This is a genomic window from Pseudomonas sp. NFACC16-2 (genome assembly GCF_900119205.1).
Classification (GTDB): domain Bacteria; phylum Pseudomonadota; class Gammaproteobacteria; order Pseudomonadales; family Pseudomonadaceae; genus Aquipseudomonas; species Aquipseudomonas fluorescens_Q.
On record NZ_FPIX01000047.1, the window covers coordinates 1 to 21,472 of the forward strand.

The 21,472-nt window shown below is 59.0% G+C and carries 27 protein-coding genes and 1 pseudogene; 15 read left to right on the forward strand and 13 right to left on the reverse strand.

The genetic code is table 11. The features are described from left to right. Window positions 1-280, reverse strand: a 280-nt coding sequence (locus BT116_RS25790) for a transposase (RefSeq protein WP_175557961.1), incomplete at its 3' end; no start/stop codon positions are given. A 195-nt stretch (window positions 281-475) separates the two neighbouring features. Between BT116_RS25790 and BT116_RS25795 the strand changes: the two genes are divergently transcribed. Then, window positions 476-667: a DNA-binding protein gene (locus tag BT116_RS25795; protein ID WP_072348212.1), complete on the forward strand. Its 192-nt coding sequence runs from the start codon at window positions 476-478 to the stop codon at window positions 665-667. Between the two features lie 613 nt (window positions 668-1,280). Next, window positions 1,281-2,267, forward strand: coding sequence for a hypothetical protein (locus BT116_RS25805; RefSeq protein WP_072348214.1), 987 nt, complete (start codon window positions 1,281-1,283; stop codon window positions 2,265-2,267). A gap of 62 nt (window positions 2,268-2,329) precedes the next feature. Here BT116_RS25805 and BT116_RS25810 read toward each other — a convergent pair whose 3' ends face one another. The 3 genes from BT116_RS25810 to BT116_RS25820 are packed head-to-tail and all read right to left on the reverse strand — an operon-like array spanning window position 2,330 to window position 4,266. Continuing rightward, window positions 2,330-3,028 carry a DUF6933 domain-containing protein gene (locus BT116_RS25810; RefSeq protein ID WP_072348216.1) on the reverse strand — a complete coding sequence of 233 codons (699 nt, stop codon included), beginning with the start codon at window positions 3,026-3,028 and terminating at the stop codon, window positions 2,330-2,332. A gap of 31 nt (window positions 3,029-3,059) precedes the next feature. Then, entirely contained in the window at window positions 3,060-3,410 is a 351-nt protein-coding gene (locus BT116_RS25815; RefSeq protein ID WP_063324699.1) for a hypothetical protein, read from the reverse strand. A gap of 43 nt (window positions 3,411-3,453) precedes the next feature. After that, window positions 3,454-4,266 (reverse strand): sulfite exporter TauE/SafE family protein, encoded by an 813-nt coding sequence (locus BT116_RS25820; protein WP_072348218.1) that lies wholly within the window; start codon window positions 4,264-4,266, stop codon window positions 3,454-3,456. Between the two features lie 112 nt (window positions 4,267-4,378). Here BT116_RS25820 and BT116_RS25825 point away from each other — a divergent pair, with 112 nt between their 5' ends. Both BT116_RS25825 and BT116_RS25830 read left to right on the forward strand, forming a co-directional pair. Continuing rightward, window positions 4,379-5,155 carry an AraC family transcriptional regulator gene (locus BT116_RS25825; protein WP_072348220.1) on the forward strand — a complete coding sequence of 259 codons (777 nt, stop codon included), beginning with the start codon at window positions 4,379-4,381 and terminating at the stop codon, window positions 5,153-5,155. An 84-nt stretch (window positions 5,156-5,239) separates the two neighbouring features. Beyond that, the gene (locus BT116_RS25830; RefSeq protein ID WP_063324696.1) at window positions 5,240-5,557 is read left to right on the forward strand and encodes a helix-turn-helix domain-containing protein; all 318 of its coding nucleotides are present in this window, start codon (window positions 5,240-5,242) and stop codon (window positions 5,555-5,557) included. 15 nt (window positions 5,558-5,572) lie between these two features. On the opposite strand, the gene BT116_RS25835 is transcribed toward BT116_RS25830, so the two are convergent. Beyond that, window positions 5,573-6,631 (reverse strand): MBL fold metallo-hydrolase, encoded by a 1,059-nt coding sequence (locus BT116_RS25835; RefSeq protein WP_072348222.1) that lies wholly within the window; start codon window positions 6,629-6,631, stop codon window positions 5,573-5,575. 189 nt (window positions 6,632-6,820) lie between these two features. On the opposite strand from BT116_RS25835, the gene BT116_RS25840 reads away from it, so the two are divergent. Further along, window positions 6,821-7,429, forward strand: a complete 609-nt coding sequence (locus tag BT116_RS25840) for a TetR/AcrR family transcriptional regulator (RefSeq protein ID WP_072348224.1) — start codon at window positions 6,821-6,823, stop codon at window positions 7,427-7,429. Window positions 7,430-7,452: 23 nt separating this feature from the next. Here the strand turns inward: BT116_RS25840 and BT116_RS25845 are convergent, their stop codons facing one another. Together BT116_RS25845 and BT116_RS25850 are read right to left on the reverse strand one after the other, a co-directional pair. Continuing rightward, window positions 7,453-7,986, reverse strand: coding sequence for a DUF1003 domain-containing protein (locus BT116_RS25845; protein WP_072348226.1), 534 nt, complete (start codon window positions 7,984-7,986; stop codon window positions 7,453-7,455). 93 nt (window positions 7,987-8,079) lie between these two features. Beyond that, window positions 8,080-9,027 (reverse strand): LysR family transcriptional regulator, encoded by a 948-nt coding sequence (locus BT116_RS25850; protein WP_072348228.1) that lies wholly within the window; start codon window positions 9,025-9,027, stop codon window positions 8,080-8,082. A gap of 14 nt (window positions 9,028-9,041) precedes the next feature. Between BT116_RS25850 and BT116_RS25855 the strand changes: the two genes are divergently transcribed. Beyond that, on the forward strand, window positions 9,042-9,752 hold the full coding sequence (locus BT116_RS25855) for a CTP synthase C-terminal region-related (seleno)protein (RefSeq protein WP_072348230.1): 711 nt from the start codon (window positions 9,042-9,044) through the stop codon (window positions 9,750-9,752). Further along, window positions 9,749-10,063 carry an antibiotic biosynthesis monooxygenase family protein gene (locus BT116_RS25860; RefSeq protein WP_072348232.1) on the forward strand — a complete coding sequence of 105 codons (315 nt, stop codon included), beginning with the start codon at window positions 9,749-9,751 and terminating at the stop codon, window positions 10,061-10,063. The genes BT116_RS25855 and BT116_RS25860 overlap by 4 nt, the downstream gene beginning before the upstream one ends. 216 nt (window positions 10,064-10,279) lie before the next feature. Here BT116_RS25860 and BT116_RS25865 read toward each other — a convergent pair whose 3' ends face one another. After that, window positions 10,280-10,606 (reverse strand): DUF2025 family protein, encoded by a 327-nt coding sequence (locus BT116_RS25865; RefSeq protein WP_063324689.1) that lies wholly within the window; start codon window positions 10,604-10,606, stop codon window positions 10,280-10,282. A 244-nt stretch (window positions 10,607-10,850) separates the two neighbouring features. Here BT116_RS25865 and BT116_RS25870 point away from each other — a divergent pair, with 244 nt between their 5' ends. Further along, entirely contained in the window at window positions 10,851-11,978 is a 1,128-nt protein-coding gene (locus BT116_RS25870) for a glycerophosphodiester phosphodiesterase (protein WP_072348234.1), read from the forward strand. A 123-nt stretch (window positions 11,979-12,101) separates the two neighbouring features. After that, on the forward strand, window positions 12,102-12,407 hold the full coding sequence (locus BT116_RS25875) for a PepSY domain-containing protein (protein ID WP_072348236.1): 306 nt from the start codon (window positions 12,102-12,104) through the stop codon (window positions 12,405-12,407). A 77-nt stretch (window positions 12,408-12,484) separates the two neighbouring features. On the opposite strand, the gene BT116_RS31945 is transcribed toward BT116_RS25875, so the two are convergent. The 3 genes and pseudogenes from BT116_RS31945 to BT116_RS31955 all read right to left on the reverse strand — a co-directional run bounded on the left by BT116_RS31945 (window position 12,485) and on the right by BT116_RS31955 (window position 13,935). Next, window positions 12,485-12,745: a hypothetical protein gene (locus BT116_RS31945; RefSeq protein WP_371856186.1), complete on the reverse strand. Its 261-nt coding sequence runs from the start codon at window positions 12,743-12,745 to the stop codon at window positions 12,485-12,487. An 83-nt stretch (window positions 12,746-12,828) separates the two neighbouring features. After that, a pseudogene (locus BT116_RS31950) lies at window positions 12,829-13,252 on the reverse strand (methyl-accepting chemotaxis protein); the annotation flags it as partial. Window positions 13,253-13,434: 182 nt separating this feature from the next. Beyond that, the gene (locus BT116_RS31955) at window positions 13,435-13,935 is read right to left on the reverse strand and encodes a hypothetical protein (RefSeq protein ID WP_371856187.1); all 501 of its coding nucleotides are present in this window, start codon (window positions 13,933-13,935) and stop codon (window positions 13,435-13,437) included. A gap of 244 nt (window positions 13,936-14,179) precedes the next feature. Between BT116_RS31955 and BT116_RS25885 the strand changes: the two genes are divergently transcribed. The 4 genes from BT116_RS25885 to BT116_RS25895 all read left to right on the forward strand — a co-directional run bounded on the left by BT116_RS25885 (window position 14,180) and on the right by BT116_RS25895 (window position 17,058). Continuing rightward, complete coding sequence (locus BT116_RS25885) at window positions 14,180-15,202, forward strand: transporter (RefSeq protein ID WP_063324685.1); 1,023 nt, start codon at window positions 14,180-14,182, stop codon at window positions 15,200-15,202. Between the two features lie 142 nt (window positions 15,203-15,344). Continuing rightward, window positions 15,345-15,488 (forward strand): hypothetical protein, encoded by a 144-nt coding sequence (locus BT116_RS31120; protein ID WP_170845991.1) that lies wholly within the window; start codon window positions 15,345-15,347, stop codon window positions 15,486-15,488. A 37-nt stretch (window positions 15,489-15,525) separates the two neighbouring features. Then, complete coding sequence (locus tag BT116_RS25890; RefSeq protein WP_072348238.1) at window positions 15,526-15,756, forward strand: hypothetical protein; 231 nt, start codon at window positions 15,526-15,528, stop codon at window positions 15,754-15,756. A gap of 102 nt (window positions 15,757-15,858) precedes the next feature. Further along, window positions 15,859-17,058 carry an MFS transporter gene (locus tag BT116_RS25895; protein WP_072348240.1) on the forward strand — a complete coding sequence of 400 codons (1,200 nt, stop codon included), beginning with the start codon at window positions 15,859-15,861 and terminating at the stop codon, window positions 17,056-17,058. Here BT116_RS25895 and arfB read toward each other — a convergent pair. After that, on the reverse strand, window positions 17,055-17,468 hold the full coding sequence (gene arfB, locus BT116_RS25900) for an alternative ribosome rescue aminoacyl-tRNA hydrolase ArfB (RefSeq protein ID WP_063324683.1): 414 nt from the start codon (window positions 17,466-17,468) through the stop codon (window positions 17,055-17,057). The two genes, BT116_RS25895 and arfB, sit on opposite strands and share 4 nt — an antisense overlap. Before the next feature lie 337 nt (window positions 17,469-17,805). After that, a complete protein-coding gene (locus BT116_RS25905; protein WP_072348244.1) occupies window positions 17,806-19,224 on the reverse strand; it encodes an amino acid permease in 1,419 nt (472 codons plus the stop codon). Between the two features lie 937 nt (window positions 19,225-20,161). Between BT116_RS25905 and BT116_RS31125 the strand changes: the two genes are divergently transcribed. Together BT116_RS31125 and BT116_RS25910 are read left to right on the forward strand one after the other, a co-directional pair. Further along, window positions 20,162-20,299, forward strand: coding sequence for a hypothetical protein (locus tag BT116_RS31125; RefSeq protein WP_003178782.1), 138 nt, complete (start codon window positions 20,162-20,164; stop codon window positions 20,297-20,299). 91 nt (window positions 20,300-20,390) lie between these two features. Further along, window positions 20,391-21,356, forward strand: a complete 966-nt coding sequence (locus BT116_RS25910) for a M29 family metallopeptidase (protein ID WP_072348247.1) — start codon at window positions 20,391-20,393, stop codon at window positions 21,354-21,356. Window positions 21,357-21,472 lie beyond the last annotated feature (116 nt).

The window sequence follows — 21,472 nt, forward strand, 5'->3', positions numbered from 1 at the left end:
CCAACGCTAGCTCGCCAAAGTCGCCTTTGAGCGTCTTGCCGCTATGGCCGTTGCGGGCATTTCCTTCTGCATTGGTCACCGCTGCGCTTTTGTCATGACCCAGATGTTCGGTCATTTCAGCTTCCAGGGCACGTTCGACCAGCATCTTGGTGAGCTGCTTGAGCAGACCATTTTCGCCGATCAGATCTTCAGGCTTTCGGTAATTGGCCAACAGACTGTCGGTCAGCTTCACCAGCTCAGGATCGGGTTTGACTCGTTTAGTGCGCTTGGGCTCGGTCATTGAGACTCCTTGGGAAAGGCAGTGTGCACCTAATGACCGTTTACACAAACTTCAGAACACCCTCCTGCTTCGCAGCCCAGCGGGGATAAATCCCCTCGCCACAATTCAGCGGCAGGCCTCATTACTGTGTTTTTTTAAGATCACGAGCAGACTCCCGTTGAGTTGCTCAAGAACGAGATTTTTTGGAGATGTGCCATGGCTGAAGAATACAAAAGTGAAGCTCTCGAATCGATTCACAACTCGGCTGAAGCGCTGCTGAAGATCGGCGCTATCGACACGGCCACTATGCGGGAGTTCGACGAAGCCTGCATTGTTGAGGTGCCTGCTGAAATCTCAGATCAGGAAAACTCTTCCGAACTCACGACCGTCCCTCAAAACTCTCGATGATGTCCCCGGGGGTGCGGTCAAAATCCGCCGACGCCCGAATCTTCCCCTTCAACCGACCTGGCTTGCGCACCTGAGGCGTATCGGCATGAGGTAGCAGATCCAGATGAGGCTTATCGGCCTTAGTGATCATCACCCTGTCGCCCTCCCACGCACGCGTACCTACGGATTTTGCGTCATCACTCATTCGATCCCCCTTGTCATCATCCTTGGCCTTCGCAATGCCTCGCAGTGTAACAACGCTCGCTTCAGGAGCAGGCTTGTCCAACATAGTCGGAACTATAATGCCGATTGTCGTGGCTCAAGCCTCCACTTCCGGCAATATAATTCCGGTTATGCACTCGCGTGGTTAAGCGAGTTGTAATTGCGACGTTGCCGTCTGTGTCCGAGCGGCGGCTTTTATTGGCTTTATGAATTGGGGGCTGCTTCGCAGCCCAGCGGGGATAAATCCCCTCACCACAGGGTGATCGTCGTGCTGGAGGAATATCAATAACGTCTCGGGCGCTGTCCATGGGCGGGGCATTGCTACAAATTTGCTCTGTTCTTAAAACAGTCAGTGCAACCCACCCCGCCTCCCGCTATTAATACCCTTCCCCCTCAAGGACCCGAGCCCGCCATGAAATTCGACCTCGCCTATTGCCGCAGCCTCGACGACAAGCTGTCGATCTATGACGTGCGCGATCTGAATTTCGACGAGACGGTGGCGTTCGATTCCGCGAAGGAACAGTTCCAGTGCCCCAACGATGCCTGTCGAATGACGTTTGATGCGGCGAATGTGTTGGGGACGTTCAACGCCAAGAATGTGAATTACGTGCGCACGCCGCACTTCAAGAACATCCCCAGCACGCGGCATATCGAGGGTTGTCCTTATGTCAGCCTGAAGGCATCGGCGTCGGGCCTGGAAGTGGATGGTGCGGAATCGGATGACGGTCGGGAGGAGCATTTCCCTTCGGAGTTGTTGCTGACTCGGCGTGAGTATGTGCGCAAGCCGTCCAACCCGACGGCGACGGCAGACGTGATACGCGATGAGCGCATGCCTTCAGCCGCCAGGCATGACGAGCACCTGGGCCGTGACTCGGCACCGGACAAGACCCATGTCTTCGCCCATCCGGTGGAGTGCTTCGTGTCGAACTTCGCGGACAAGGACCTGCTCAAGCGCATGATGCTGAAGATTGGCGAGCACACGGCGCCCTATGGCTCGTTCTTCAAGAAGGTCGAGTACCTGCTGGATAACAAGGGGCTCATTTACTGGGGCAAGATCAAGGAGATCAAGGATTACACGCAAAGCTTTCGCATCGATTTCGAACCCAAGGTCTGGTTCAAGCAGCCGGACGAGGCGAAGAAGAAGCCTTACTCAGTCAATGTTTACCTGAGCAAGAAGCTGATCGACAACTACCGCAAGCGCAAAGCGTTCCTGGAAGAGATCAAGCACGCCGCCGACAGTGACGCGCCGTTGTATTGCTTCTTTTATGGCGTGACGCCGGAGCTCAAGCAGGTACCGAGCAAGAAAAACCCCGACCAGACGTTCGGGGTGTTCAGTGCCAATATCGAGAACCTGGATCACTTCATTATTCGGGAAGCGCCGGGGTTGGATGAAAAGTAATTTCGCCTGAGAGACTGTTGTGACTCAGACGACGAGCTGCAGAGCGTCGTCGCTTTTCCTATTCATTGCGCTTCTTGCGCAAGTTGCCGTTCGAGTGCCCAGATTTCCCGTCTCACTTCCATACGTCGTTCACGAGCAGCCTCGGCGGCGGAATCATCCACGCCACCGTACACCCGCAACCAGTGAATGATCATTTCCTCATCCGGGTAGTAATAGTCCTTATGCCCCTTACTGCTTCTCGGGGTGTTATTCCTATTGCCATCGAAGCGGCCCGCAGCGTATTCATCTGTGGGTAACGTTCCCCATTCGGCGGCACGGTCCTCGAAAATCCAGGAAATTTCGTTGATGTGCTTTTGCGCACCACGATGACCACGTTTGTAAAAAACGTACTCACGGCAACTTTCCCGGAAGCGTTCCATCATCGGTTCGTCATCGACCCAGCGAAGGAGGTCGTGCTGTCCCGCGTGACGCATCAGGCCATTGATCCATCGCTCGGAAAACCGCTGAACAAAACCTTCAATATCAGCCTTTTTAGCATCGGCGAAAATCATGCAGTAACGGGTTTGCACATGGATGACGAACAACACGTGTTTGCGCTGCACGGTGATAGCATGGATCAGCCACTGTTCGGCGAACTCAACCACCACCTCATCGTCCTCGATAACGGGTGATGGTGGTTTCTCCACTGGGGTAATCTTCTTACCTTTGCTCACGCGGCTGAAGAAGTTGCTGGCCGCTTCGGTGCAGTTGAAGATTAACATTCAGACTCTCTGGAAAATGCTTGAAAAATACTTATGTGTCTTCAGCCCATTCAATCTCAAAGGGTTGGCGAACGGCGTCAGAAACCCTTTCACGCAGCTCCTCGCTCAGGACCGCCAATTCCTGATCGCTCAGCAGGTCATATGCAATCATCAATCTCAAAGATAAAGAGACGTCTCGGCGTCGAGATACATTGAATGCCATCGCCAAGTCCTTGTCCCGATTTCGCATGAGGCGATAGAGCGTACGATATCGCGCGTGAGCTGATAAAGCTTCGCTCTGAGCGATGGTCTGGGCATCAGCAAGAACGCCTTGGCAGAAGCGCTCTAGCGCCAGATCGTAGAGTTCGTTGTAACTCTTCCAGTCACTGTCGGATATCGACATGGCACCCTCCTTCACTGGATTTCGAGCAACGCCGTGCAGCGATTTATTGTATCGATATGCCCAGCATCACAATGACTAACAATCCAATATAGACCCACGCGTGCAGCCGATCCGGTATCCGCCCGATCCATGGCGTTGCCAGGCGAATGCCCAGTAACGCGCCAAGTGTGAGCGCAACAAAGGCCAGTAGATCGATATAACCGATAAACCACGGGCCGAAGTCTGTATCGGTGAAACCGGCCATGGCCATGTAGGTAACAGTACCGGCCAACGCGACGGGCAAGCTCAGCGGATTGGCCATCGACGTGGCCTGGGACATGCCCAGGCCGCAGCGGCGTAGCAACGGCACGGTCATGACGCTGCCGCCAACCCCCAGGACCGTGGCGATGATTCCGATGGTGGTGCCACCCAACGCGGTCTCCATTGTCGCCAAAGGTCGTGGGACGGCATCGCTGGTGTGTGTCAGAAAACCTCGCCGCAGCAGGCAATCCAAAATGGTCAGGCCCAGGTAGGCAATGAAAGCGTAGCGGATAATCTCGCCGCTCATCCAGGTGGCAGTAGCTGCGCCGAGGGCCGCGCCCAGGGCAATGAAGCCGCCGAACGGCCACAAATAACGACGAATCAACTGACCGGCGCGGCGTTGTTTTCGAGTGGCAACCAGGGCGTTGACGATCATGACGCAGGTGGAGGTAGCGACGGCGATGTGCATCGCCGACTCACCGATGACGTCACCGGTGTGATGGACCGTCAGCATGCGATACATCAAGGGCACCACGACAAAGCCGCCGCCGAACCCGAACAGCACGGCTGTCACGCCACTCAGGCAGCCGAAGCATGCGAGCAATATATAGAACATTCGAGGTGATTCCGTGAAATGTGGGCGCCCACGATAGGTAAGCGACGCTTGGCCTGCTGTAGCAAACAGGCCAATAATGTTCGCGTTTACGCCAATCACGAGTGGCCCGTTGATGCGCAACACTTCGATCGATTTATTGGATGCGACCCCCAGGGCAGTCGTCGCCATTGGCACCGATTACCCCCACGGACATTTGTTGCCATTGCACCGCCATCGTCGGGCGCAGTTGCTCTACGGCGCCACCGGAGTCATGCAGGTCAGCACCGCGGACGGCAATTGGGTGGTGCCGCCGCAACGGGCGGTGTGGATCCCGCCCGGGGTTGCCCATGAGGTGCTGATGCTGGGCGTCAGCACGCGAAGTTTGTATATCGAACCGGCTGCGGTAACGGCCATGGACGCCCGTTGCCAGGTCATCAGCGTGTCGCCGCTGATGCGCCAGTTGCTGATGGAAGCCGTGGAACTTGCGCCGGACTATGACGAGGCTGGACGCGACGGTGCATTAATCGATCTATTGCTGCACGAGCTGGCCCGCTGCGCGCATTTGCCGCTGCACCTTCCACTGCCCAAGGATCCGCGTCTGCTAGGCCTGTGCCAGGGATTTCTGAAACACCCCAACGCCCACGTCTCGCCCGTGCAATGGGCGGCGCAGTTACATATCAGCTTGCGCTCGTTCAATCGCCTGTTCAGCCAGCAAACCGGGGCAAGTTTCAGCCAATGGCGGCAACAGGCGTGTGTGATGTCGGCATTGTCCCGATTGGCCGTAGGCGATTCGGTAACCCGCATTGCCCTGGATCTGGGCTACGACAGCCCTGCCGCGTTCTCCACCATGTTCCGGCGGGTACTGGGACACGCGCCGAGTGCCTGGCTGGAAAAGACCGCTGGTCATTGATCAAAAAAATGAGATTGATCGGGATTCAAAACAACTGTACAAAAACACAGTACTTTTTTAATCCCCACAGCTTTGGAGCCCCCCATGGCCTCTCTCGCAATCAAAACCACCCTGCAACGCATCGCTGTCTATCAATTCACCCCAGCCCACAGCGCGCAAGCCCGAGCCATGCTGGGCTGGAGTGTCGAGGAGTTGTCGCGGCAGTCCGGTGTTTCGGTCCAGGCCATCCGCCGCTTCGAGGCTGGCGGCGAGTTACTCGACGTGACCCGCCTGGCCCTGGCCTTTCGGCTGGAGGCCGAGGGCCTGGTGTTCTTCCCCGGCTTCGCACCGGGACGCGGCATGAACATCAAGGGCGCCACGCCGGATCCGATGGAGCGCCCAGACTACGCAATGATCGAATGATCGATGCGTCGGGAGTCAGGCCATGTCGGGCTGGTCCTGATAAGCCGAGGGCTCCACATCCAGCCACCAGGCGCGGCCACGTTTCGGCTGCGTCAGGGTGAATGCTTCGCCCATTTGCGGCGTAGCGATGCTGACGTTGCGCTCCCAGGCCAAGGCCAGGATGCGATCGAAGGGTTCATACCAGGCATGCATCGCCAGGTCGAATGTGCCGTTGTGAATCGGCAGCAACCAGCGGCCCCTGAGGTCGATATGAGCTTGCAGGGTTTGCTCCGGCTGCATGTGGACATGCGGCCAGTCGACGTTATAGGCGCCAGTTTCCATCAGCGTCAGGTCAAAGGGGCCGTATTGCTCGCCGATGCGTTTGAAACCATCGAAATAACCAGTGTCGCCGCTGAAGAAAATCCGGGTACCGGCGTCGATCATCACCCACGAGGCCCATAACGTGCCGTTGCTGTCGAACAGGCCGCGACCGGAAAAATGTTGGGATGGCGTGGCAATGAACTCGATACCGTCCACTTCGGTGCCTTGCCACCAGTCCAACTGACAGACCTTGCTGGCGTCGATGCCCCATTTGATCAGGGTGTCGCCCACGCCCAAGGGAGCCAGGAAGTGGCGAGTCTTGGCAGCCAGTTTGAGAATGGCCTGATGGTCGAGGTGATCGTAATGATCATGGGAAAGGATCACTGCTTCGATCGGCGGCAGTTCTTCCAGGCTGATGGGTGGCTGATGAAAACGCTTGGGACCGACCCATTGCACGGGTGAGGCACGTTCGGAGAAAACCGGGTCGGTCAGCCAGAACTTGTCCCGCAGCTTGAGCAGCACGGTGGAATGGCCGAGGCGCCAGACACTGTTGTTCGGCGCGGCCAGCAGGGTGTCGCGCGACAGCGGTTGAACCTCGATGGCGCCCGAAGGCCGAGTGGTGCGCGGCTTGTGGAAAATCATGTTCCAGATGATACGCAGGGTGGTGCCAAAACCTTCCCGAGGCGTGAAGGCATGATTGCGATACTTGCCCTGTTCACGCCGGGATGCGTCTTGGGCGGACGGATTGTCGGTCGAAAGAGAGGGAATGGTCATGATGCGATAACTCCAAGGGCGTCGGCGCAATTGCGCTTCGCCGTCGTGGGACGCTGGATGGCCGTTGCATGCACGCTCAGCCGCTTGACTCAAAAACTACACCACTCGGTGTACTTTCTAGATTGCATGAATCCCGGTAGCAAGTAAACTGCCGAGTGTAAGTTCTCTCATCTCACCGACGAATTGCCCATGACCGTACCGCAGCGCCTCACCGAGCGAAAACGCGAAGCCATCCTCCAGGCCGCGATTGCTGAATTCCGTAGCAGCGGTTTCGAGATCACCAGCATGGACAAGATTGCGGCGACTGCCGGCGTATCGAAGCGCACGGTGTATAACCATTTTCCGAGCAAGGAAGAATTGTTCGCCGAAATTCTGAATCGGTTATGGAACAGCATTACCGCAGAACAAGACATGCCCTACAGCCCGCGAAAGCCGCTACGGGAGCAGTTGCAAACGTTGCTGCAAGCCAAGCTGCACATGCTGGCGGACGAGAACTTCCTTGACCTGGCGCGCATCGCCATCGCCGCAACCATTCATTCCCCGGAGCGGGCCCGGGACATGGTGTCGCGCATGGGCCAGCGGGAAGAAGGCCTGACGGCCTGGATTCGCCAAGCCCAGGCCGATGGCCGGTTGAAACCCGTGGAACCGGCATTTGCCGCCCAGCAAATGCATGGGCTGCTCAAGACGTTCGCCTTCTGGCCGCAGGTCTCGATGGGGCAACCCAGCCTGACCCAGGATGAGCAGGCCCAGGTGATCGAATCGGCCCTCGACATGTTCCTGAGCCGTTACCAGGCTTGATCAAGAAGTCCTGGCGTGAAGGACTACTGCACCGATGGGTTGTGCACGACCTTCTGGTGCATTTCAGTGGTCAAGTTGTCGATGCGCTCGGTCAATGCCTTGGTCATTTCCGTCAGGCGGGTGTTCTGCTCCAACAATTCAAGCAACTGCGCCGTATTCTGCGCGGCCTGGGCCTGGCGCTCGCTGTTGGCGATGGCCAAGGCTTCACGATGCTGGGCATCGGCTTCGGCTTGGGCTTTGTCCCGAGCAGCCTGACGGGTTTGTGCCAGCAAGATCAGCGGCGCGGCATAGGCTGACTGCAGGCTGAACGCCAGGTTCAGCAAAATGAATGGGTAAGCATCGAAATGAAAGACCCCCAGCAGGTTCAGGCTGACCCATACCAGCACGATCAAGGTTTGCGCGCCGAGGAACATCGGCGTTCCGAAAAAACGCGCGAACGCCTCCGCTCTCAGCGCAAAGCGGTCATTACCGAAGGTCGGCGCCAGATGCGCGTGGGGGCGATGAAAACGCAAGTGGTCAACGGGTGCGGCGGGAGTGGGTTGGGAAGACTTCGTCATCGTGATGTTCTCTGCCAAGGGCGGGTGCTTGAGGCACTATAACCGTTGGGGGACCATCATCCATTGAGTCACGCATACCCTACTCGTTAAAAGTCAGCGCCAGCGCAGATTGCGCCCCAGCTCATCGAACAAGCTCACCACAGAGCGCAAGGCCCGGCAGTCGGGGCGAGTCAGGAGCCACAGGGCGGTGTCATACCCCTCCAGCGGTTCGCCAAGGGGTATCAGGCCCTGGTTTTCATCGATCAGAAAGTCCGGCAGCGCCGCAACCCCCAAGCCGGCTCGCACCAGTTCGGTGACCGAGAGCATGCTGTTGCAGCGATAGGCGGGCACCACGGCGGGTAGATGTTGGCGGCGCCAGGCTACGGTGGGGTGATCCGGGCGGAAATCGTCCGACGCGATCCAGGTCATGGAGGCCAGGTCATCCGTATTCGCCAAGCGCAGGTAGGTGGCGCTGGCGCATACCCGGTATGCCACATCGCCCAGATTTCGACCGACCAGGTGTTCCGGCGGCGTACGGGTCAGGCGTAACGCAATGTCGGCATCGCGGCGGCTCAGGTTGGCGAAGTCGTTCGAGGTGCTCAGCTCAAGGGTCAACGCCGGATACGCGGGCATGAAACGCGCCAGCGCAGGCAGCAGCAACGCTTGCAGGACCGAGTCGCTGCACGTCAAGCGTACCGTCCCGCTGATGACCTCGCCGCCCTGCTCCACCCCCACCCGTGCCGCCTCCAAGGCCTGTTCGGCGCGCTCGGCTTGCTCGGCCAGCGCCTGGGCCAGGCTCGTGGGCAAGTACCCGGAACGGCTTTTTTCGAACAAGGGCTGGCCCAAGGCCGCTTCCAGCCGACGTACCGAACGAAACACCGTGGACACATCCACCTGCAGCAATCGAGCGGCCCGGGCCAGTGAGCCGCCACGGACCAGTGCGAGGATCAGAGACAGGTCGGGATAGTCCAGACGATAGTGCGCTGCTGCATTGATCACTTGTATAAACGCCAATATTGATTGCGTGAACGCCAATCTATAGTGGCGACCAGGAATCAACAAGCGGCGAGTCCCTCATGGAAAAACAGCGTCCTTTACACATCGCCCTGATCGGCGACCATGACCCCCAGATAACGGCTCATCGGGCAATCCCCATCGCCCTTGAGCTCATCACCAGACAAACCGGCCAAGACATTCACTTCCAATGGTTGGCAACCGACTCCATCGCTGACAACCGCGTTCTAAATGACTTCAACGGCGTCTGGTGCGTGCCCGGCAGTCCTTACCGAAGTGAAGACGGCGCCGTGCAAGCGATTCGTTTTGCCCGCGAACAGCGTCGCCCTTTCCTCGGCACCTGCGGTGGTTTTCAGCATGCCGTGCTGGAATACGCGCGCAATGTGATGGGTTGGGCCGACGCCGCCCATGGCGAAACCGACCCCGAGGCTGAACGGGCGCTGCTGACGCCGCTGAGCTGTGCCTTGATCGAAACCATCGACAGCCTTCAGCTCGATGCGGACTCGTTGATTGCCAAGGCTTATGGTCGCCAGATGGTATTCGAGGGCTACCATTGCCGTTTCGGGGTCAACCCGAACTTTGAAGAAGACTTGCTCAATCAGCGCCTGCACCCCGTGGCCCGAGACTCGGCCGGCGGCCTGCGAGCGGTGGAGCTGCAGGACCATCCGTTCTTCGTCGCCACGCTGTTCCAGCCTGAACGTGCCGCATTGGAAGGGCGCGTGCCGCCACTGGTCAGCGCGTTTGTCGAAGCCTGCGCCAGGACAACGCCATGAACGCCCACTACTACGCAGTGATTTTCACCTCCCTGCGCACCGAGGGGAACCAAGGATACGCCGAAGCCGCCGAGCGCATGCTGGCCTTGGCTCGAGAGCAGCCGGGGTTTCTCGGTGTCGAATCGGCACGTGGCGAAGATGGCCTGGGGATTACCGTGTCCTATTGGAGCGATGAAGCCGCGATCCTGGCCTGGAAGCAGCATCCCGAACACCGCGCGATCCGTGAGCGCGGCCGCTCCACCTGGTATACCCATTGCCATACGAGGGTGTGCAAGGTCGAACGCGACTATGCCTTCCAACGCCCAATCTAATGTCACAGTGTTTACCGTTGATCAATCTGTAGCGTGATAGCAGGGAAGCTTTTGTGGCGAGGGAGCTTGCTCCCGCTTGAGTGCGCAGCGCTCATCGCTTTTTTGCGGGCCGCTGCGCGACCCAGCGGGAGCAAGCTCCCTCGCCACAGGACCGTGCCATTCCAAAAATCCTTGTGGGCTCCCACAGGATCTCTGTTCAACGCAAGATTGAGGGCTTCAGCCTTCCACCAACTGCCGCACCGCCACGATTTCCGGCAGGTCGCTGCGGGCCATGTACACCCGCAAGGGTTCGGTGAGGTTGATCCGGTCGTCGATGTGCTGGTCCAGCAGCAACTGGATCCGCTCGCGCTTGAGGGCCATGGTGCCGTCCGCCACGGGGGCCCAGACAAATTCGCAGGTGGGGATGATGCCGTCGTCGGCCACGTCCATGCCGAAAGCGTCTTCGCTGAAACGCACGATGTACTGGCCAGTCTTGCGGTTCAAGCCGACAAAACCCTTGAGCTGGTCGGCGGCCTGGCAGATGAATGTCGAAGTGGTGCGCATGGTAAACCTCATGGATGCGTCCCTCAGGACGTCTGATCAATGGTTTACACGCAGGGCAAGCGGACACAGGATTTAAGGTTTCCCTCTGCCGGGGAAACTGATGCGGCAAGGGTACTGCAAAGCAGCCTGGAAATGCGTGGGAAAAATCTTCTTTGCACAGTTTTATGTCGGTATGGCGATAGCGCCGACAGCGTTCAGTTGTTAAAAGATAGTTTTTGCACACACCGACGAAAGGATTTCGAGCATGCCTGTCACCTTCACCCGCACCGCCTTGATGCTGAGCCTGTTACTCGGCTTCGGCCAGACCCAAGCGTCCGAGGCCCCGAGCCCCAAGGCCCTGGCAACCCTCCAGGGCATTCCGCACCCCGCCGTGATCGCCCACCGCGGGGCCTCGTTCGACGCGCCGGAATCTACCGCTGCCGCCTACAAGCTGGCCCGCGACCTGGGCGCCGACTACCTGGAACTGGACCTGCAACGCAGCAAGGACGGCGTGTTGTTCGTCCTCCATGACGACAGCCTGCTGCGCACCACGGATGTCGCGGTCAAATTCCCCGAGCGTAAGGACAGCACCGCCAACGAATTCACCATGGCGGAGCTCAAGACCCTCGATGCCGGCAGTTGGTTCAACACTGCTTACCCGGACCGCGCGCGCCCTTCGTTCGCCGGCCTGAAGATCCTGACCCTCGATGAAGTGATCAATATCGCCGAGGGCAATCCGCAGCAAAAGCCCGGGCTGTACATCGAAACCAAGGAGCCGAAACTGTTCCCCGGCATCGAGCGCGACCTGAAGGACAAACTGCAGGACCGCGGTTGGCTGAGCCCGGCCGGGTCGAAACTGGCCAAGCGGGCCACGGGGGTCGGCCAGGGCAAGGGCAAAGTCGTCTTGCAGACCTTTGAAAAGAGCAGTCTCGAACTGCTGCACAAAGAAATGCCAAAGGTGCCGAAGATCCTGCTGTTGTGGGTGGGCGAAGGCAACATCGAGCCCAAATCCAAGGTGCCTTTTGCCGAGTCCGGCGAAACGGACAAGGCCGCCTATTACGCCAAGCAGGAACCCAAGGACAAGGCTGAATTCGAAAAATGGATTCAGTACGCCAAGGCCCAGGGCGCCATTGGTACTGGGCCATCCGCGGCGTTGACCCATGGCGGCAGCCAGAGTTACGCGGACCTGGTGCAGCCGTGGATGAACCAGTACACCCATGACCAGGGACTGCTGGTGCATGTCTACACCGTGGATGAAGCGGTGGACTTCAAGAAAGTGATGGATGCCGGTGTCGATGGCATCTTCACCAACCGTGCCAATGAGTTGCTCAAGTACTTCCAGCGACCCGAGACAGGCAGCGTGGCGCAACTATTGGAAAACAATGGCTACTGAGTCGCAAGACGGTTGCCAGGCAACTTGCTTCAGGTTTTTTCGAATTAAGGGTGAATTAAGTTGCCACAGTTAATCTGAGCTCACTTAAACGACTCACCCTTAACGACACCAAGGAAAGAACTCATGAAAACATTGACTGCCCTGTTTACCGCCGCTGCCCTGACCCTGACTGCTGGCCTGGCCCAGGCGGATGTTCGCGTCGATCAGATTCCTCAACTGATCAAGGAAGGCAAGATCAAGTCCCTTGAGTCGATGAACGCCGAAGCCCTGAAGTTGCACCCGGGCGCGACCATCACCGACACCGACCTGGATAACCACTTCAACGGTTATGAATATGAAGTCGAATTGAAAACCACCGACGGCAAAGAGTTTGATGTTGATTTCGATGCCACTACCGGCAAAGTCTTGAGCAACAAGCAAGACACTTGATCCATCAGCAAAAGAGCCGCGCAACCTTGGGGTTGCGCGGCTCTTTTGCGTTTATCAATACCTGTGGCGAACGACCGTCAGGCACTCAACCGCGCCGTCACTTCATTCAATTGTCCCGACAAACCGTGCAAATCCCGACTGGCGGCTTCGGTGCGCTGCACATTGTCCAGGTTAGTGCTGGCGATGCAGGTGATTTCCGTCAGGTTGCGGGAAATGTCTTCGGCCACGGAAGTCTGCTCTTCGGCTGCGGTGGCGATCTGGCGGTTCATGTCGCGAATCGCTTCGACAGCCTGGGTGATGCGTTCGAGCATCACACCGGCCTGGGTCACTTGCTCCACACTTTCTTCGCTGCGCGACTACCCACTCTCAATGGCGTGGGCCGCGTCCACCGCGCCCGTTTGTACAGTCTGGATAATCTGGTTGATCTCGATGATTGACGAAGCCGTACGCTGGGCCAGGCTGCGGACCTCATCGGCGACCACCGCGAAACCGCGCCCCGCCTCCCCGGCTCGCGCGGCTTCGATGGCAGCATTGAGGGCCAGCAGGTTGGTCTGTTCGGCGATCCCGCGGATCACCTCCAGCACCTTGCCGATGCGCCCGCTGTCGGTTTCCAACTGACGGATGACCGTGGCCGTGTTGGCGATCTCGCCGCGCATCCGGGTGATGGTGTGAATGGTCCCTTGCATGACCTTCTCGCCCTGCTGCGCCGATTGATCGGCGTCATCGGCCGCCCTTGCAGCGTCAGCCGCATGGCGGGCCACTTCCTGGGCCGTGGCGGACATTTCGTTCATCGCCGTTGCCACCTGATCGGTGCGTTCGAATTGCTCGCTGGTGCCCTGGCTCATCAGGCTGGCGATGGCATTGAGCTCACCGCTGGCACTGTCCAGTTCCGTGGCACTGCGTTGCAGGCGGGTAAAGGTTTCGGCAAGGAAATCGCGCAATGTGTTGGCCGCTACCGCCAGATTGCCCAACTCGTCCTGACGGTTGCTCGTCACACGCTCGGCGAAACGCCCATGGCTGAGTCGGGTCACGTAGTCGATAGGTTACGGATCGGTTGAACCAGGTTGCGATTGACCAGCCACAGGCTGAACAGCCCAATCAGCACGCCCGACACCAGCATGATCACGGTGCCCAGCATAATCGTGCGATCGGCGCCGGCACTGATCAGCGTCGATTGCTCGGTGCCCAGCTTGCGCAGCTCCACCACCAGCGCACTCATTTGCTCACTGGCCGCACGGTCCACGCCCTTGACCGCCGCATCGCCCGCCGCCGAATCACCACCGGAGGCGACAAATGCGTCACGGCCCTTTTGGTAGGCAGCGCCCAACTGACGATGTTCATCGCGCAGGGCCACGATGCGGGTCTTGATTGGCGCCGGTACACCTTCACGCCCGCTCAATTGGCCGAGGATGTCTTGGACCTCACGCTGACGCTCCTCGAACTGCTTCCAGTATTTATCCAGGTCCGCCGGCTGCTTGCCGCGCAGCAGGGCGAGAATCTGGGCTCGAAGGGATTTTTGTAGAATCATGGGGAGCAATCTCTAAGCAAGAGGAACAGGAACGATGTCCCGCCCCCATGTCCGCAACACACCGAATACGGGGGATATGTACACGACATCGGCCTGCCCGGGGCATTCTTGAAACTTGGCGACTGCCGGTAGCGCCAGCTTTGCGGTGCGGATGGAACTGTCACAAAACCATCAAGAAAGCTTGCGAAGATGGCGTTCAAGTGAACCTGTAGCCGCCACAGGCACTTCCCGCCAGCGAGACTTCATGAATCACAGCCTTGATCAAAGCCACCGTGATCCGGACCTGTTCGGCCTGCTTTACGGGTTCCGTTTCCGCCCCGGCGAACGCGGGCAGGAAATCGATTCGGCCCAGGCCTTACGGAGCCTGCAACACCCGCAAGACTCGGATGAGTTCCTCTGGCTGCACCTGAACCTGGCCCACGCTGCGTGCGAGCGCTGGATGAAAGGTCACCTGGCCCTGCCCCAGGAATTTTTCGAAGCCTTGCACGAAGGCTCGCGCTCGACCCGCATCGAGCATGTCGACTCGGCGTTGCTGGCCGTGGTGAACGATGTCGTGTTCAACCTCAGCAACATGGTCTCCTCGGATGTCTCCACATTGTGGGTTTGCGTGCACAGCCGATTGATCGTCAGCGCGCGCCTGCAACCCTTGCATTCGGTCGACAAGCTGCGCTCGTCGGTGAAGGCCGGCGAGTGCTTTCGCTCGCCAGTGGAATTGCTCGTGCACTTGCTGCGCGACCAGGGCGAAGTGCTGACCCAGATCGTGCGCAAGACCAGCCTGAGCGTCGACCAGGTCGAAGATCAATTGCTGTCCTCGCGGCTGTCCACCAACCGCGCCGAGCTGGGCAGCAACCGCCGGGTGCTGGTGCGCTTGCAGCGCTTGCTGGCCCTGGAGCCGGGTTCATTGCTACGTCTGCTCAACCGCCCACCGCAATGGTTGCAGAAAGAAGACGTCAAGGAGCTGCGCAAATCCACCGAGGAATTCGCCCTGATCATCAACGACCTCACCGCGTTGAGTGAACGGATCAAGTTGCTCCAGGAAGAAATCGCCGCCAATCTCAACGAACAAAGCAACCGCACCCTGTTCACCCTGACGGTGGTCACGGTATTGGCGTTGCCCATCAACATCATTGCCGGTTTCTTTGGCATGAACGTCGGTGGCGTGCCGCTTGCCAGCGATCCCGAAGGCTTCTGGATCCTGGTGGCACTGGTGGCAACCTTCACGCTGATTGCCGGCCGCTGGGCATTTCGCAAGCGAGGTGACTATTGAACATGACGTGTCTAGACAATCCCTTTTGTCGGCCCGACGGGATTTAAAAGTCTTTTTGTCATTTCTCCTGCTGTATCCTGCCCAGGCTTTGTAAAAGCGCGGATCTACCAGATCTATCCACAGACCTTGCGAGGAGCGCGATATGCACGAGATCCCTAATCTCCCCTTCCCAAGCCTGCACGACACTGAGCAGACGACCACGCTACAAGCCGGGGGGCAAGCAGATGCCCAGCAACCCGAGCCAAAAGAAGCCGCTGAACGCCGCCAGGCCGACAGCGAAGACTGATTGACCCGCACCACCAGACCGTGTGGAAAGCGCTAAGATGCGCTTTCCACACCGCCTGAATCCCGAGCCCTCCATGACCGATGACACCCCTCCATTCAGCGAAGCCCAGGCCAGCGTGCTGATCGGCACTGCCGAAAAAATGGTCGAGATCTGGACCCGCCTTCCTGCCGAGAAACGAGCGGCCCTGCTGGCGCGCTTTGGCAGCGAAGAAAACGCCATCGCCGCACTGGTTACCACACGCCTGGTCAGCGGTGAGAACGGCAACTGAACCACCATTGGGCAAATAGTTTTACTTTTCCCCGCCCTGACCCCACGGTCGCCGTTATCATAAGCAGCCTACCTATCCTGCTGCTCCGTGGACCTTTACCCCATGTCAGATTCCCAGCGCCCCCTGGCGGTCACGCTGCAAGTCGTTTCCATCGTCCTGTTCACCTTCATCGGCTACCTGAATATCGGCATTCCCCTGGCCGTGCTGCCCGGGTTCGTCCACGGCGAACTGGGCTTCGGCGCGGTGATCGCCGGGTTGGTGATCAGCGTGCAATACCTGGCCACCCTGCTCAGTCGTCCTTACGCCGGGCGAATCATCGATAACCTGGGGAGCAAGCGCGCGGTGATGTTCGGCCTCGCCGGCTGCGGGCTGAGCGGTGTGTTCATGCTGGTCTCTGCCTGGACGCCCCACCTGCCCACGTTCAGCCTGATCAGCCTGCTGATCGGTCGTCTGGTGCTCGGCAGCGCGGAAAGCCTGGTGGGCTCCGGTTCGATTGGCTGGGGCATCGGCCGGGTCGGCGCGGCGAATACCGCCAAGGTGATTTCCTGGAACGGTATCGCCAGTTACGGCGCGCTGGCGATCGGCGCACCGCTGGGGGTGTGGCTGGTCAATGCGCTGGGGCTGTGGAGCATGGGCGTGAGCATTATCTTGCTCGGTTTGCTGGGGTTGGCATTGGCCTGGCGCAAAACTGCCGCGCCCATCGTCACAGGCGAACGCCTGCCGTTCATGCACGTGCTGGGGCGCGTCCTGCCGCACGGCTGCGGCCTGGCCCTGGGTTCCATCGGGTTTGGCACCATCGCCACGTTCATCACCCTGTATTACGCAACCCAGCATTGGGACAACGCGGTGTTGTGCCTGAGCCTGTTCGGCGCCAGCTTCATCGGCGCGCGCTTGCTCTTTGGCAATCTGATCAACCGCCTGGGCGGCTTCCGCGTCGCCATTGCCTGCCTGTCGGTGGAAACCCTGGGCCTGTTGCTGTTGTGGCTCGCACCGGATGCCCACTGGGCCCTGGCGGGCGCGGCGTTGAGCGGTTTCGGCTTCTCCCTGGTGTTTCCGGCGCTGGGCGTGGAAGCGGTCAACCTCGTGCCGGCCTCCAGCCGTGGGGCGGCGGTGGGGGCTTATTCACTGTTCATTGATTTGTCGCTGGGGATCACCGGACCGCTGGCCGGTGCGATTGCTGCGGGCTTCGGCTTTGCCTCGATCTTTCTGTTCGCCGCATTCGCGGCCCTGGGCGGGTTGGCATTGAGCGTCTATCTGTACCGACAGGCGCCGAGGCATCGCCAGGAGCGGGAGAAAAGCTAGAAGTCCACCTTGCCGCGACCGGCCTTGATCGAGCCGCGCTTGGTCTTGGATTCCAGGCGACGCTTTTTCGAACCCAGGGTCGGTTTGGTCGGACGGCGCTTCTTCTCGACCTTGGTGGCGCTGAGGATCAGCTCGAGCAGGCGCTCCAGGGCATCGGCCCGATTCTGTTCCTGGGTGCGGTACTGCTGGGCCTTGATGATCAACACACCGTCGCTGGTAATGCGACTGTCGCGCAGGGCCAGCAGCCGCTCCTTGTAGAACTCGGGCAGCGACGAGGCCGGAATGTCGAAGCGCAAATGCACGGCACTGGAGACCTTGTTGACGTTCTGCCCCCCAGCCCCCTGGGCGCGGATGGCCGTCAGCTCGATCTCGGCGTCCGGGATGTGCACGGTGTTGGAAATCGCCAGCATGGGAAAGGGTCCGGTATCAGGCCCCACAGGATACCGCGAATACTCCAGACAACGCTCCCACAGGGGGAGGTGTGAGCCTGAAACGACAAACCGGCACTTGGCCTAATGCGGTTCATTCAAGAAAAATGATGGACCTGTGGCGAGGGAGCTTGCTCCCGTTCGGCTGCGAAGCAGTCGTAAACTGGCGGGTGCGGTGCGTCTGATGCTCCGCCTCTGGCTGGTTTTGGGGCCGCTTCGCGGCCCAGCGGGAGCAAGCTCCCTCGCCACGGGTTTGTCGATTGCCTTGAGTGAACAGCATTACGGCACTTGGCCGGGCTTGTTGTATTTTCAGGATGGGTTACTTGGCTGCAGCCGCCACAGCCAGTTCCTGCCGCGCACTGCGCTTGTTCTTGATCCAATAGCACACGGCCATGAACACCACCCACACCGGAATCGCATAGACCGATACCTGGATGCCCGGGATCAGCAACATCACGCCCAGGATGAACACCACGAACGCCAGGCAGATGTAGTTGCCGTACGGGTACCACAGCGCCTTGAACAGCGGTGTCTGATGGGTCTGGTTCATGTGCTGGCGGAATTTGAAGTGCGAGTAGCTGATCATCGCCCAGTTGATCACCAGGGTCGCGACCACCAGCGACATCAGCAACTCCAGCGCATGTTGCGGGATCAGGTAATTCAACAGCACCGCCACCAGCGTGACCGCCGCCGACGCGAGGATCGAACGCACCGGCACGCCGCGCTTGTCGATCTTGGACAAGACCTTGGGCGCATCGCCCTGCTCGGCCATGCCCAGCAACATACGGCTGTTGCAATAGGTGCCGCTGTTGTACACCGACAGCGCGGCGGTCAGCACCACGAAGTTGAGGATATGCGCCGCGGTGTTGCTGCCCAGCATCGAGAACACCTGCACGAACGGGCTGCCGCTGTAGGCATCGCCGGAGGCGTTGAGGGTGCTCAGCAGGCTGTCCCAAGGCGTCAGGGACAGCAGCACCACGAGGGCGCCGATGTAGAAAATCAGGATCCGGTAGATCACCTGGTTAATGGCCTTGGGGATCACGGTTTTCGGTTTGTCGGCCTCAGCGGCGGTGAAACCGAGCATTTCCAGGCCACCAAAGGAGAACATGATGATCGCCATGGCCATCACCAGGCCGCTGACGCCGTTGGGGAAAAACCCACCGTGGGACCACAGGTTGGTCACCGACGCTTGCGGGCCGCCGTGGCCACTGACCAGCAAATAGCTGCCCAGGGCAATCATGCCGACAATCGCCACGACCTTGATGATCGCGAACCAGAACTCGGCCTCGCCGAAGACTTTGACGTTGGCCAGGTTGATCGCGTTGATCAGGATGAAAAACGCCGCCGCCGACACCCAGGTCGGGATATCCGGCGCCCAGTAATGGATGTACTTGCCCACCGCGGTCAGTTCGGACATGCCCACCAGGATGTAGAGAATCCAGCAGTTCCAACCCGACAGGAACCCGGCGAAACCGCCCCAGTACTTGTGGGCGAAGTGGCTGAAGGACCCGGCGACGGGCTCTTCGACGATCATTTCGCCCAACTGGCGCATGATCATGAAGGCAATGAAGCCGCAGATGGCGTAGCCAAGGATCATCGACGGGCCGGCTGATTTCAGCACCCCCGCCGAGCCGAGGAACAGGCCAGTGCCGATCGCGCCACCGAGGGCGATCAGTTGAATGTGGCGATTTTTCAGGCCGCGTTTCAGCTCGCCCGAATGCGAGTTTTGTCCACTCATGAAAAGGGTCTCACGCAAGGTTTGATGATGTTCGTTAGACGTTGCCGCTCGAATCGGATCTCAAGCAGCGCCGATCAAACCCCAGCGCAGGCACCAGGAATTCAGCGTTCTTACAACGGTCATGCGTCACCTGTTTGTTTTTATCTGTGACGAAATCGAACCCGACACGCTTGTGGCGTGGCGGAGTGAACAAGGCGGATAACCTTGAAAGTGCGTGGGTACGCGAAGGGTCACAGTAAAACGCGGCGCATTGTACACCGCTGACCCCCTGCTGCCAGACACCACCGGATCAGCGTGTCGTTTGCCGGGATTGCATGGGTCCGCCCCGGACGTGCCGGGCGGCTGCAAAAAAGTGTCCAGGCCCTTGCGAGCCCCTGAAGGGTGTAGCGCTAAAAACGCTACGACGGGAGAAATGCACTTGAGCTGCGGCGTTCATTGCGCCTCCTTCTTGTTATTCACCTGCACGACAGGCATGGGGCGCATCTCACCCTGCCCATCGATTCGAAACAAGCGGGCCAGAGCTTTGGAAACCCCTGCAGGGCGGGGCTTACGGAAGTTTTTTCTTACGCTTTGGGAAAACGACGTTTCAGCCCCTCTCGGCAGGCCGTTTTCGTCAATATTTCTTTACAACCCGTCACGCAAACTTTCCAAGTAGGAAATTTCCGTAGGCTGACTGCAAATTGACGGTAGGTAGCTACCTATTTAAAAAAACACCCAGGCGGCTGTTTTTGAATGAGTAATGTTGTCGTCAAAAATGGAACAAAAAGTTCAAACGAAAAAAATAAATTATTTTTTTGCAATACAAAAAACCCTCGACTAGGTTTTCAGCGACTTGCCAAGGCATCGTGCCGACAAGTTCTGCGGTGCCCTCGCTGGCCTGTTTCCACTCGCCGAAGCGAGCCGCTGATTTGCGTAAAAGTCATCTAGGAGATTCACTATGCAAGCATTGGACAAAGACTTGGAAACCGAACTGCAACTGGACGAATGGTTTGAAGCCCCAACCCATGAAGCCGCGGTTGAAATGATGCAGGCCGATGCCGTTGTTCCATTCGGCACGGCGATGTGGCCTCTGTAGGCACCGCCCGGCGGAGGCGATCCGGCCGGTCGACTCCGCCACTTTTGCCGGTTGTCAGGGACGTTTAATGAACTGTCAGGGAAGAATAAGCATGGACACGCAACGAGCCATCTCACATTTCCTTTACTACCTCGAACACCATCCCGCCCTGGCCGGCATCCAGCCCGCCAAGGTGTTGCTCGGCCATACCGCTGACTACGAAGCGCTGACCGGCGCCATCGCCGAACAGGCGGGCAGCGGCTCGCCTTTCCGGTTCAGTGCCATGCGCCTGGACCTCGAACCCACGGAGCGCCTGTCCAAGGCCATTGCCGACAGCGATCTGTATATTTTCTTCTACGACTCCTCCACCCTGCCCAACCCTCGTCCCGACGGCCCGGACTTTGTCCGCGCACTGCAAGGCGTGATGGCCGACAACTGGAAGAAATCGCTGCTGTTCAAGGACTACGGCGACTACTTCTACGACACCTTCAGCGTGATTCCCCAGCGTATCGCCGGGCTCAACAGTCACCTGATCCGACGCATGTCCCAGGCGACGACCCTGAGTTTCCAGGATGACCACGGCTCATATTTCGATACAGCCCTGGGCGGCGTGAAGAAGTGGACCGACATCAACGGCCTCGGCAACTACGATCTGGCGCCCGGCGAAATCGCCACCCACAGCGACACCATCAATGGCCGGGTGAATTTCGTCGGCACCTTCCTGGGCACCATCCCGTTCGCCCGCAAGTACGGTGTGCTGCAATCGCCGCTGGAGCTGTGGATCGAAGACTCCACCATCCAGAAAATCGCCACCGACGTACCGGGCCTGGAGCACGACTTCAACAAGTACCTGGACGCCAACCCGTCCAATCGCCGCATCGAGGAACTGGGCATCGGCACCAATGAAGGGATCAAGAGCCTTTATGCTCGCAACGCCGGTTTCGAGGAGCGCCATTGCGGCCTGCACCTGGGACTCGGTGGCGGGGCCAAGGGCAGCCATCACCTGGACCTGATTTTCGAGAGCGGCGTGTTGGCCCTGGATAACGAGCCGATGTTTGATGGGCGGTTTGTGCTTTAGGGGCAGTTGCAAGCGGCGAGCTTCAAGCGGCAAGAAAAAGCGAGCAGCCTCTGGATCGTGGTGTGGAGCTGCTCGCGAAGACGGCCGCACCGGCAGCGCATCAATAACGCCAGACA